Here is a 12383-nt window from a genome sequence, read left to right on the forward strand (position 1 = left end):
TATGAAGAAAATAATTTTAAGCCTTTTATTGTTACCGGTTATTTCTTGTGCTACTGTAAATAGTACAAAAAACAAAACCGTAACAAAAACAAAAGTACACAAGCAATCTAACCAAGGGTATTGGCAGCAACATGTTGATTATACTATGGATATTGATATGGATGTTAAAACATATCAATACAAAGGAACACAGAAATTGGTGTACACAAACAATTCACCAGATGCGTTAAATAAGGTATTCTATCATTTATATTTCAATGCGTTTCAACCAAACTCACAAATGGATGTTCGTTCAAGAAATATTCAAGATCCAGACAGAAGAGTAGGAGATCGTATTAGTAAATTATCACCCTCAGAAATAGGATACATTAAAGTAAATTCTTTAAAACAAAATGGTTCGGTAGTAAAACACGAAACTGTTGGAACCATTTTAGAAGTTACATTAAATAAACCAATTCAACCAGGGGAAAGTGTAACGTTCGATATGATTTTTGATGCGCAAGTACCAAAACAAATCCGTCGTTCTGGGCGTAATAGTGCTGAAGGAGTTGCTTTGTCAATGACACAATGGTATCCTAAAATGGCTGAATATGATTTTGAAGGTTGGCATACACCACCGTACTTAGGAAGAGAATTCCACGGAGTTTGGGGTAATTTTGAGGTAACACTTCATATAGATAAAAATTATGTAGTTGGAGGAACCGGGTATGTGCAAAATCCACAAGAAGTAGGTCATGGTTACGAAGACAAAACAAAACCATTAAACCTTCCTTCAGGAGATAAATTAACATGGAAATTCACTGCGCCAAACGTACATGATTTTACATGGGGAGCAGATCCAGAGTTTATTCATGATACCTATAAGATGGATAATGGAATCGATTTACATTTCCTTTACAAGAAAACATTAGATGCTGAGTATTTAGAAAACTGGAAAAAACTACAACCTAAAACAGCTGAATTAATGAAGTATTTTAGTAAGCATATTGGGCAATACCCATATAAACAATACTCAGTTATTCAAGGTGGAGATGGAGGTATGGAATATGCAATGTGTACATTAATTACAGGGCAACGTAAATGGGGAAGCTTATTTGGTGTAACAGCACACGAATTAGCACATACTTGGTTCCAATTCTTGTTGGCAACCAATGAAAGTAAACACCCTTGGATGGATGAAGGGTTTACCACCTATATTTCAAACAAAGCAGAAAATGAAATTTTAGGAGAAGGAAAAGAAAATCCACACGCAGGATCTTACAGAGGATATAATTACGTGGTAAAAAATAATATGGAAGAGCCTTTAACAACACATGCTGATAGGTATCATACAAATACAGCGTATGGAGTTGCGAGTTATTCTAAAGGAAATATTTTCTTATCTCAGTTAGAATATATTATTGGAAAAGAAAATGTAGCAAAAACGTTGAAGAAGTATTTTGAAGATTTTTCTTTTAAACACCCAACTCCAAACGATATTAAACGTACTGCTGAAAAAGTTTCAGGACTTCAGTTAGACTGGTATTTGAATGAATGGACGCAAACAACACATACTATCGATTACGGAATTAAATCAGTAAACGGAAAAGAAATTACCTTAGAACGTATTGGTCAAATGCCAATGCCTATTGATCTTGAGGTAACGTATACAGACGGTTCAAAAGAATCATTTAATATTCCGTTACGTATGATGCGTGGAGAAAAACCAACCAATGCTACAGTTATTACCGATTGGACTTTTGCGCATCCAACCTATACTTTTACAGCCAAAAAAGAGGTGAAATCAGTTGAAATTGATCCGTCAAAACTAATGGCAGATGTAAATCAAGCAAACAACTCGTTCGAGAAGTAAGTTCAAACCAAATAAAATTATTAAAACGGAAAATCCATATAGGTTTTCCGTTTTTTTATTAAAAAAAATAATCCAAAATTTTCTTTGTGTAATTATCTCATAGATTCTATGTAATTTTGTCGCTTAAACCTTACAGGCAGCTCTCAAAGAACCATGTTTTAAGAGAGAACCATAAAAGGCTATAAAATAGAACACGTACATAATTTATAAAGATGTCAGAAGAAAAGAAATCATTGAATTTTTTAGAGCAAATTGTTGAAGAAGATTTGGCAAATGGAATGCCAAAAGAAAATTTGCGTTTTCGTTTTCCGCCAGAGCCAAACGGATACTTACATATAGGGCATACCAAAGCTATTGGTATTAGCTTTGGTTTAGGAGAGAAATACAATGCTCCAGTAAACCTTCGTTTTGATGATACAAACCCAGCAAAAGAAGAACAAGAATACGTAGATGCTATTAAGCATGATGTTTCTTGGTTGGGGTATCAATGGGAAAAAGAATGCTATTCTTCTGATTATTTCCAACAATTATATGATTGGGCAGTGCAACTAGTTAAAGACGGAAAAGCTTATGTAGATAACCAATCTTCTGAAGCAATGGCAGCGCAAAAAGGAACACCAACACAACCAGGAGTAGCAGGGCCAAATAGAGACAGAAGTGTTGAAGAAAACTTAGATTTATTCACACGTATGAAAAACGGCGAGCTTGAAGAAGGTTCTCATGTATTACGTGCTAAAATAGATATGGCTTCACCAAATATGTTAATGCGTGATCCTATCATGTACCGTATTTTAAAAAAAGAACACCACCGTACAGGAGATGACTGGGTAATTTATCCGATGTACGACTGGACACACGGAGAGAGTGATTATATAGAACAAATCTCTCATTCACTATGTTCATTAGAGTTTAAACCTCACCGTGAATTATACAATTGGTTTAGAGATAACGTGTATGAGTATAGTCAATCAGAATACCCATTACCACCAAAACAAAGAGAATTCTCTCGTTTAAACTTAAGCTATACGGTAATGAGTAAACGTAAGCTAATGAAATTGGTGGAAGAAGGAATCGTTTCAGGATGGGATGATCCACGTATGCCAACCATTTCAGGGTTACGTCGTCGTGGTTACACACCAGCAGCCATTCGTAGCTTTGTGGAAACAGTAGGAGTTTCTAAACGCGAAAATGTGATTGATGTAGCATTACTAGAGTTTAAAATTAGAGAAGATTTAAACAAAACAGCAAATCGTGTGATGGCTGTTTTAGACCCAGTAAAAGTGATAATAGATAATTATCCTGAAAACCAAGAAGAGATTTTAATTGCTGAAAACAATCCAGAAGATGAAAATTCAGGAACAAGAGAAGTTCCATTTTCAAGAGAAATTTATATAGAACGTGAAGACTTTAGAGAAGAAGCAAATAAAAAATTCTTCCGTTTAAAATTAGGAAAAGAAGTCCGTTTAAAGAATGCATACTTTATCACGGCTAATAGCGTAGAAAAAGATGAAAATGGAAACATTACGGTAATTCATTGTACATACGATCCATTAACGAAATCAGGAAGTGGAACGGAAGAAAGCAAGCGCAAGGTAAAAGGAACCTTACACTGGGTATCTGTAAAACACGCAGTAAAGGCTGAGGTAAGAGCGTATGATAGATTGTTTTCAGATGAAGCACCAGATAGTCATAAAGACAAAGACTTTATGGAGTTCTTAAACCCGAATTCGTTAGAAAAAATTACGGCTTACGTTGAGCCAAGCTTACAAACAGCAAAAATTGGTGACCGTTTTCAGTTCCAACGTTTAGGATACTTTAATGTAGATGATGATTCAACAGCAGAAAATTTAGTATTTAATAAAACAGTTGGACTAAGAGATAACTGGACAAAAAAGAACGAGTAGGGTTAAAAGACATAAAAACAAATAAAAAATGCTGCTTTTTAACTTAAAAGCAGCATTTTTTTTAACAAAAAAATCAATTTTCACTTTTCATTAGAATATGTATCTTTACAGATTAAGGATAGTTGTTATAAAGTAAATTTTATACGACTGAAAATCAAATAATAAAAATATTTTTTGATACTGTAAATACCACAGGTTTAAAAAATATTTCAAAAAAATATACTATCGTATGAGTTGTAGCAGTTGCTCAACTAACAAAAGCGGTGTGCCAAATGGCTGTAAGAGTAACGGAAATTGTGCAACAGGCACATGTGGAAGTGGAAATAAACTCGCTGTTTTTGATTGGTTATCAAATATGACTTTACCTTCAGGTGAAGCACCATTTAATATTTTTGAAGTCCGTTTTAAAAATGGGCGAAAACATTTTTATAAAAACTCTGAAAACTTAACTCTTTCCATGGGAGATGTAGTTGCAGTTGAAGGATCTTCAGGGCACGATGTTGGTATTGTTTCTTTAGCAGGAGAGCTTGTAAGAGTTCAAATGAAAAAAAGAAAAATTACTGTAGATAGTGATGAAGTAAAGAAAATTTACAGAAAAGCCTCTCAAAAAGATATTGATGTTTGGCAAGAAGCCAGAGGAAGAGAATTAGAAACACAACGAAAAGGAAGAGAAATTGTTAGCCGTTTAGGCTTAAAAATGAAACTTTCTGACGTTGAATATCAAGGAGACGGAACCAAAGCTACGTTTTATTACACAGCAGATGAACGTGTAGATTTTCGTCAGTTAATTCGTGACTTAGCTAGCGCTTTTTCTATTAGAGTAGAAATGCGTCAGGTAGGAATGCGTCAAGAGGCAGCTCGTTTAGGAGGAATTGGCTCTTGTGGTAGAGAATTATGTTGTTCTACTTGGTTAACCGATTTTAGAAAAGTAAATACAGCAGCAGCCCGCTATCAGCAGCTATCATTAAATCCGTTAAAACTAGCAGGACAGTGTGGTAAGTTAAAATGTTGTTTAAACTACGAATTAGATACGTATTTAGATGCATTACAAAGCTTTCCAAAGCAAGATAAAGTGCTAAAAACAGAAAAAGGAGACGCTGTTTTTGTTAAGATGGATATCTTTAAAAAACTACTTTGGTACACTTATAAAGAAGAAAGTTTTAAATGGTATAAACTATCGTTAGAACAAGTTCAAGAAATTATAGAGTTAAATAAAAATAATGAACTTGCGTTACCGTTAGAAGAATATGAATTGGAGATAACCGAAGAAATTTCAGTTGACTTTGAAAATGTTGTTGGTCAAGATAGTTTAACCCGTTTTGATGTACCTAAAAAAAGTCGTAAAAACAGTAGACGTAGAAAAAGAAAACCAACAAGTAAAACGGAAGTAGATAAACAACCGCAAACAAATAAAAGGCAAAAGAAAAAACCACAAGGGAAAACGGAAAAAACTGAAGGAGGCCAAAAAACAGAAAAAAAGAGAGTTGATAATAGGAAACCAAGACCTAAAAACAACCTTAAAACCAGAAAGCCAAAACCAGAAAATAAAACTACGGATAAACCGCAAGGGCAACCAAAGAAAACAAAGAACCCTAGGAGGAAAAATAACAATCAACGAAAAAGAAACAATAGCGATAATAAAAATAATACCAATAATGAGAAATAAAATTGGCCTCTTTTTTTTAGTAGCCATGCTATTAGCTTCATGTGATTCAAATAGTGAGTTTGATAATTATATTGCGCTTCCTAAAAGCTCATGGAATAAAAGAAATACAATACAATTTACATTTCCAATTAATGACTCTATTGGTAAGAAAAACCTTTTTATAAACCTTAGAAATAATAAAGATTATGCATACAGTAATCTTTTTTTAATTACACAAATGAATTTTCCTGATGGACAAATAATCATAGACACGTTAGAATATGATATGGCTGATGTTACAGGAAAATTTTTAGGACAAGGTTTTACAGATATTAAAGAAAATAAACTTTTTTATAAAGAAAATATAACGTTTCCCCGAAAAGGAGAGTATACTTTTAAGGTTCGACAAGCCATGCGGAAAAATGCAGAAATAGAAGGTGTTGAAGAATTAGAAGGAATAACTCATGTGGGGTTTAGAATAGAAAAAATAAAGTAATGACAGAGAAGAAAACAACAAGTTTTAGTAAGTATATTAAATGGTTTTGGGGCATTATTATAGGAGGCTTTCTATTTGTTAGCCTGCTTTTTTTGCTAGCTTCTTGGGGAGTATTTGGAGCACTGCCTACTTTTGAAGAATTAGAAAACCCAGAAAATAATTTAGCAACAGAAATTATTTCATCAGATGGGAAAACTTTAGGAAAATATGCTGTTGAAAATAGAACACCCATAAAGTACAAAGACATACCAGAGAGCATGGTTAAAGCGTTAGTGGCAACAGAAGATGAACGCTTTTATGAACATTCAGGAATAGACTTTAGAGGAACAGCAAGAGCTATTTTTAAACCGGGAAGTGGAGGAGCGAGTACAATAACTCAACAGCTAGCTAAAATGTTGTTTACAGGAAAAGCTTCTCGAAATATTTTAAAAAGGGTACTTCAAAAAGTAAAAGAATGGGTCGTAGCTATTAAACTTGAGCGTCAATACACGAAAGAAGAAATCATAACCATGTATTTAAATAAATACGACTTCTTAAATCAGGCAGTCGGAGTTCGTTCTGCAGCGCGTATTTATTTTGGAAAAGAACCCAAAGAGTTAGATGTAGAAGAGTCTGCAATGTTAGTAGGAATGCTTAAAAACTCTTCTTTGTTTAATCCGTTAAGAAGAAAAGAGATGGTAAAGCAACGAAGAAATGTTGTTTTAAAACAAATGAATAGAAATGAATTTATCACTCAGCAACAAAAAGACTCATTACAAAAGTTAGGTTTAGGGCTCAATATTAATAGAGAAGGTCATAGTGATGGTTTAGCCACATACTTTAGAGAACATTTGAGAAGCATTTTGAAAGAATGGGTAAAAGAACATCCGAAGCCAAACGGAGAAGAATATAATATTTACAGAGACGGATTAAAAATTTATACAACGATAGATTCTCGTATGCAGAAGTATGCAGAAGAAGCAGTGTATGAACACATGGCTAACCTTCAATCATATTTCGACAAAGAACAAAAAAGAAATAAAACGGCACCTTTTTATGATATTAGCAAAAGTGATATAGACAAAATTATAAGAAGAGCCAAACAAAATTCAGATCGTTACAAGCGAATGAAGTTAGCTGGGAAATCTGAAGAGGAAATAGATAAAGCATTTAAGACCGAAACCGATATGCGCATTTTTACTTGGAAAGGTGAACGCGATACGGTAATGACCCCTTACGATTCAATTCGTTACTATAAATATTTCTTGCGTTCAGGTTTGGTATCTATTGAGCCTCAAACAGGTCATATAAAAGCGTGGGTAGGAGGAATCAATCACAAATACTTTAAGTTTGATGCAGTAGAGCAACAAAAACGCCAAGTAGGTTCAACATTTAAACCATTTGTATACGCCACAGCCATCAATCAGCTAAAAATGTCTCCTTGTGATATGTTACCTAATACTCCATATACAATTCCTAAGGAAAAATACGGAATGCCAGAAGATTGGACACCTAAAAATGCAGGAGGTAAATACGGAGGTGAACTGACATTAAAAGAAGCCTTAGCAAAATCAATAAATGTGATTACAGCACAATTAATTGATAAAGTCTCACCTATAAATGTAGTTCGACTTGCAGAGTCTTCAGGAATAACATCTAAATTAGAGGCAAATCCGTCTATTGCATTAGGAGCAATTGACTTATCGTTATTAGAAATGGTAAGTGCATACTCAACTTTTGCCAATAAAGGATTGCGTGTAAGTCCATTAATGATTACCCGAATAGAAGATAAAAACGGAACTGTTTTAGAAGAGTTTGTACCTGAAACTAAAGAAGTGTTAAGTGAAGAGTCAGCATATGTAATTTTAGACCTTATGAAAGGAGTAACCCAAGTAGGTTCTGGAGCTCGTTTACGATCAACATGGACATCAGGGGGAGATGCAGTAACAGGGTTTCCTTACAAATTTACAAATCCTATAGCAGGTAAAACAGGTACAACGCAAAACCAATCTGATGGTTGGTTCATGGGAATTGTTCCTAACTTAGCAACTGGTGTTTGGACTGGAGGAGAAGATAGAGCTACACATTTTGCAGGATTAAGATATGGACAAGGTGCGACCATGTCATTACCAACTTGGGCAATTTTTATGAGAAAGTGTTATGAAGATAAAACATTAGATATTAGTCAAGAAAGTTTTGAAAAACCTAAAGATATAAGTATAAACTTAGACTGTTCAAAAGTTGAGGAACCAAAAGAAGGAGAGGAACAAGAAGCAGTACCAGACGATACAGATTTTTAGTAAATTGTAAAGTATTTAAAACCTCACTTAGTGAGTAAAGCTTAAAAACAACAACTATAATGATAAATAAAAAAGTAAATAACGTACAAGAAGCATTGCAAGGTGTACAAGATGGAATGACCTTTATGTTAGGAGGGTTCGGTTTATGTGGAATACCTGAAAATGCTATTGCTGAGTTAGTAAAAATAGGAGTAAAAGATGTTACTTGTATTTCCAATAACGCAGGAGTTGATGATTTTGGTTTAGGGTTGTTATTACAACATCGTCAAATAAAGAAAATGATTTCTTCTTACGTAGGAGAAAATGATGAATTTGAGCGTCAAATGTTGTCTGGAGAATTAGAAGTAGAATTAACACCTCAAGGAACTTTAGCCGAAAAATGTAGAGCAGCACAAGCAGGATTCCCAGCATTTTATACCCCAGCGGGTTATGGAACAGAAGTAGCAGAAGGAAAAGAAACTCGTGAGTTTGATGGAAAAATGTATGTATTGGAACCAGCATTTAAAGCAGACTTTGCTTTTGTAAAAGCATGGAAAGGTGATGCTGCTGGAAACTTAATTTTTAAAGGAACTTCAAGAAACTTTAACCCAAATATGTGTGGGGCAGCTACCATTACAGTTGCTGAGGTTGAGGAGTTAGTCCCAGTAGGAGAATTAGACCCAAATCAAATTCATATTCCAGGAATTTTTGTACAACGTATTTTTCAAGGAGAAAAGTATGAGAAGAGAATTGAACAACGAACTGTTCGCAAACGAGACTAGTCTTTAATGGATCAATTTGAAAATTTGAAAATGTAACAAAGAGAAGTGATAAAGAAAATTTAATTGTAAAATTAACTTTTGAGTTTTCTCTTGAAATCATCAAGTTTTCAGAAGAAATAAGGGCTTTACATCGTTATGAAATGGCATCTCAGGTTTTTAGAAGTGGAAGATCAATAGGAGCCAATATTAGAGCAGCACAAAATGCAGAAAGTAAAGCAGATTTTATTCATAAATTTAAAATTTCAGCGAAAGAAGCTGATGAATTAGAGTATTGGTTATTATTATGTGAACAATCAGAATTTTATCCAAGCCCAAAAAAGAAGTTACTAACAGATTTGAAAACAATTATTAAGATAATAAGTAAAATAATAGCTTCTTCAAAAAAGAAGTAATTATCAAATTTTCAAATCAACAAATTTTCAAATTAAAAAATGTTAGATAAAAACGGAATAGCGAAGAGAATCGCAAAAGAAGTAAAAGACGGATATTATGTAAACCTTGGTATCGGAATACCAACATTAGTAGCCAACTTTGTTCGTGATGATATTGAAGTAGAATTTCAATCAGAAAATGGAGTATTAGGTATGGGACCTTTTCCTTTTGAAGGAGAAGAAGATGCAGATGTTATCAATGCAGGAAAACAAACGATAACAACTATGCCTGGAGCTAGTTTTTTTGATTCTGCTACTAGTTTTTCAATGATTCGAGGAAAACATGTTCACTTAACTATTTTAGGAGCTATGGAAGTAGCTGAAAATGGAGATATAGCGAACTGGAAAATACCAGGGAAAATGGTGAAAGGTATGGGAGGAGCAATGGATTTAGTAGCCTCTGCCGACAACATTATTGTAGCAATGATGCATACCAATAAAAGGGGAGAATCAAAGCTGCTTAAAAAATGTTCCTTACCATTAACAGGTGTAGGTTGCGTAACAAAAATTGTAACCAACCTGGCGGTATTAGAAATTAAAGACAATAAATTTCACTTATTAGAAAGAGCACCGGGAGTATCTGTAGAAGAAATTCAAGCAGCTACAGAAGGAACTTTAATTGTGGAAGGAGACATCCCAGAAATGGATATTTAACAAAATTATAGGATAAAAAAAAGACGTAAAGCACTATGCTTTACGTTTTTGTATTTTAACAAATAGATGAAAATAATCTCATACAACGTAAACGGAATTAGAGCAGCATTGAAAAAAGGGTTTATAGATTGGTTACAAGCAGCAAATCCTGATGTAATATGCATTCAAGAAACCAAAGCTCACAAAGAACAATTAGATGTAACTGAGTTTGAAAACGCAGGCTATCCATATCATTTTTGGTTTTCAGCAGAAAAAAAAGGGTATTCATCAGTTGCAATTTTCTGTAAAGAAGAACCAAAACATGTAGAGTATGGTACGGGAATTGAATCGATGGACTTTGAAGGAAGAAATCTTCGTGTAGATTTCGATGAGGTATCTGTAATGAGTATGTATTTACCTTCTGGAACTAATAGTGCTCGATTAGACTATAAATTCAACTACATGGATGAAATCTTAACCTATGCTACTGAGTTAAGAAAAGAAATTCCTAACTTAGTTATTTGTGGAGATTACAATATTTGTCATGAAGAAATAGATATCCACAATCCAAAAATGAAAGGAGTATCTGGGTTTTTACCAGAAGAACGAGAATGGTTAGGGAAATTTATCAATAGCGGGTTTATTGACAGTTTCCGTCACTTACATCCAGAAAAACAAGAATATTCTTGGTGGAGCTACCGAGCGAATGCAAGAGCAAATAACAAAGGTTGGCGCATTGATTATAATATGGTAACCGAACCATTAAAAAATAAAATTTCAAGAGCGTATATTTTACCAGAAGCAAAACATTCAGATCATTGCCCAATTGCTGTTGAATTAGATTTATAAAACCAAGATGAAGAAATTACTAACACTACTCCTTTTTACAACTTCAATTTTTGCGCAACAACCTGTTGATAGCTTATTCGTAGCTAAAGACAGTGTTAATATTGTAGTAAACGATTCTATAAATCCAACACAAAACCAAGAGCTATTTTCTACGGAAGATTTAAAAATGATTGATAGTTTACTAATTGAAGAAAAATTCAACTCATCATTGTTTGATAGTATTCAATATGTAATCAACGATAAAGACATCCTAGGAAATACAACCACAATTCTTACAACCGATTTATTAAAAAAAAGATTGCAAGATTTAAATGTAAAAACACCGTTTCATTTAGAGTACAACCCTGCGTTAGAAAAAGTAATAAACAGTTACTTAAAATACCGTAAAAAGTATTATCCAGCCTTAATGGCTCGTGCTCAATATTACTTTCCAATGTTTGAGCAGTACTTGGATCAGTATAATATCCCGCTAGAAATGAAGTACTTGGCTATTGTTGAATCTGCTTTGAGACCAGATGCTCGGTCTTGGGTAGGAGCAACAGGTTTATGGCAGTTTATGTATGGAACAGGAGTTCAGTTTGATTTGAAAGTAAATTCGTATGTAGATGAACGCCAAGATCCAGTAAAATCAACAAAAGCAGCCTGTCAATACTTAAGTCAACTATATAAAATTTTTGGTGATTGGGATTTAGCCTTAGCAGCATATAACTCAGGGCCTGGAAATGTGTCAAAAGCAATAAAGCGCTCAGGAGGGTATAAAAACTATTGGAATATACGTCCGTTCTTACCCCGTGAAACAGCAGGATATGTACCAGCATTTTATGCAACGATGTATATTTTTGAATACGCAGAAAAGCACCATATTTATCCTGAAGCACCTAAAATCTTCAATTTTGAAACAGATACAGTTCGTGTAAAAAGAACCATAAGTTTTGATCAGATTTCAGAAAAAACAGGCATAGACTCAGATTTACTAGCTTTCTTAAACCCCTCGTATAAGCTAGATATTATCCCATATGTAAAAGAAAAAAACTACGCAGTTCGACTCCCTCGAAGAAACTTAATGGATTTCTTAGAAAAGGAAAACGAAATTTACACTTTAGCAAATGAAGACGATGCTAAAAGAGAGAAACCATTGCCAAAATACTTCGAAATGGATAAACGTATTCGTTACAGAGTTCGAAGTGGAGACTACTTAGGAAAAATAGCTAATAAGTTTGGAGTACGCGTAAGTGATATTAAACGGTGGAATGGCTTACGAACTCACCACTTAAAAGTAGGCCAAAGATTGAGTATTTATCCTAAAAGAATGGCTGTACCAAAAGAGGTTTCAAAGAAAAAATATAAAACACCAACAGGTAAGCATGAGGTGTATGTTGTTAAAGAAGGAGATTCGTTATGGACCATTTCAAAAAAGTATCCATCAGTTTCTGTTGAAGAAATTAAAAAATGGAACAATATTTGGAGTGTTAAAAGTTTGAAACCAGGAATGAAACTTAAAATTTTTAAAAGCTAAAAAAACAACGACTAAAC

At 33.8% G+C, this 12383-nt stretch carries 10 protein-coding genes; all 10 read left to right on the plus strand.

The features are described 5' to 3' along the window. Position 1: 1 nt before the first annotated feature. The 10 genes from V1T75_RS06750 to V1T75_RS06795 all read left to right on the plus strand — a co-directional run bounded on the left by V1T75_RS06750 (position 2) and on the right by V1T75_RS06795 (position 12366). Positions 2 to 1852 carry a M1 family metallopeptidase gene (locus tag V1T75_RS06750; protein WP_330487790.1) on the plus strand — a complete coding sequence of 617 codons (1851 nt, stop codon included), beginning with the start codon at positions 2 to 4 and terminating at the stop codon, positions 1850 to 1852. Positions 1853 to 2064: 212 nt separating this feature from the next. Next, on the plus strand, positions 2065 to 3756 hold the full coding sequence (locus V1T75_RS06755) for a glutamine--tRNA ligase/YqeY domain fusion protein (protein WP_330487791.1): 1692 nt from the start codon (positions 2065 to 2067) through the stop codon (positions 3754 to 3756). A gap of 229 nt (positions 3757 to 3985) precedes the next feature. Next, positions 3986 to 5422 (plus strand): PSP1 domain-containing protein, encoded by a 1437-nt coding sequence (gene ricT, locus V1T75_RS06760; RefSeq protein ID WP_330487792.1) that lies wholly within the window; start codon positions 3986 to 3988, stop codon positions 5420 to 5422. Continuing rightward, positions 5412 to 5897 (plus strand): gliding motility lipoprotein GldH, encoded by a 486-nt coding sequence (locus tag V1T75_RS06765; RefSeq protein WP_330487793.1) that lies wholly within the window; start codon positions 5412 to 5414, stop codon positions 5895 to 5897. Before ricT ends, V1T75_RS06765 begins: the two co-directional genes overlap by 11 nt. Continuing rightward, complete coding sequence (locus V1T75_RS06770; RefSeq protein WP_330487794.1) at positions 5897 to 8176, plus strand: penicillin-binding protein 1A; 2280 nt, start codon at positions 5897 to 5899, stop codon at positions 8174 to 8176. Before V1T75_RS06765 ends, V1T75_RS06770 begins: the two co-directional genes overlap by 1 nt. Before the next feature lie 59 nt (positions 8177 to 8235). After that, positions 8236 to 8937 carry a CoA transferase subunit A gene (locus V1T75_RS06775; protein ID WP_330487795.1) on the plus strand — a complete coding sequence of 234 codons (702 nt, stop codon included), beginning with the start codon at positions 8236 to 8238 and terminating at the stop codon, positions 8935 to 8937. Between the two features lie 62 nt (positions 8938 to 8999). Beyond that, positions 9000 to 9329 (plus strand): four helix bundle protein, encoded by a 330-nt coding sequence (locus tag V1T75_RS06780; RefSeq protein ID WP_330488007.1) that lies wholly within the window; start codon positions 9000 to 9002, stop codon positions 9327 to 9329. A gap of 39 nt (positions 9330 to 9368) precedes the next feature. Continuing rightward, the gene (locus tag V1T75_RS06785) at positions 9369 to 10022 is read left to right on the plus strand and encodes a 3-oxoacid CoA-transferase subunit B (protein ID WP_330487796.1); all 654 of its coding nucleotides are present in this window, start codon (positions 9369 to 9371) and stop codon (positions 10020 to 10022) included. A gap of 66 nt (positions 10023 to 10088) precedes the next feature. Beyond that, complete coding sequence (locus V1T75_RS06790; protein WP_330487797.1) at positions 10089 to 10850, plus strand: exodeoxyribonuclease III; 762 nt, start codon at positions 10089 to 10091, stop codon at positions 10848 to 10850. Positions 10851 to 10857: 7 nt separating this feature from the next. Then, the gene (locus V1T75_RS06795) at positions 10858 to 12366 is read left to right on the plus strand and encodes a lytic transglycosylase domain-containing protein (RefSeq protein ID WP_330487798.1); all 1509 of its coding nucleotides are present in this window, start codon (positions 10858 to 10860) and stop codon (positions 12364 to 12366) included. The last annotated feature ends 17 nt before the right edge of the window (positions 12367 to 12383 follow it).

The sequence above is a fragment of the Tenacibaculum sp. FZY0031 genome (assembly GCF_036350695.1).
Taxonomy (GTDB): domain Bacteria; phylum Bacteroidota; class Bacteroidia; order Flavobacteriales; family Flavobacteriaceae; genus Polaribacter.

Excerpts from the sequence above, each read along its gene's own strand:
- ricT (WP_330487792.1), top strand. The coding sequence starts at position 3,986 with ATGAGTTGTAGCAGTTGCTCAACTAACAAAAGCGGTGTGCCAAATGGC.
- V1T75_RS06750 (WP_330487790.1), top strand. The coding sequence starts at position 2 with ATGAAGAAAATAATTTTAAGCCTTTTATTGTTACCGGTTATTTCTTGT.
- V1T75_RS06795 (WP_330487798.1), top strand. The coding sequence starts at position 10,858 with ATGAAGAAATTACTAACACTACTCCTTTTTACAACTTCAATTTTTGCG.
- V1T75_RS06770 (WP_330487794.1), top strand. The coding sequence starts at position 5,897 with ATGACAGAGAAGAAAACAACAAGTTTTAGTAAGTATATTAAATGGTTT.
- V1T75_RS06790 (WP_330487797.1), top strand. The coding sequence starts at position 10,089 with ATGAAAATAATCTCATACAACGTAAACGGAATTAGAGCAGCATTGAAA.
- V1T75_RS06765 (WP_330487793.1), top strand. The coding sequence starts at position 5,412 with ATGAGAAATAAAATTGGCCTCTTTTTTTTAGTAGCCATGCTATTAGCT.
- V1T75_RS06755 (WP_330487791.1), top strand. The coding sequence starts at position 2,065 with ATGTCAGAAGAAAAGAAATCATTGAATTTTTTAGAGCAAATTGTTGAA.
- V1T75_RS06775 (WP_330487795.1), top strand. The coding sequence starts at position 8,236 with ATGATAAATAAAAAAGTAAATAACGTACAAGAAGCATTGCAAGGTGTA.
- V1T75_RS06785 (WP_330487796.1), top strand. The coding sequence starts at position 9,369 with ATGTTAGATAAAAACGGAATAGCGAAGAGAATCGCAAAAGAAGTAAAA.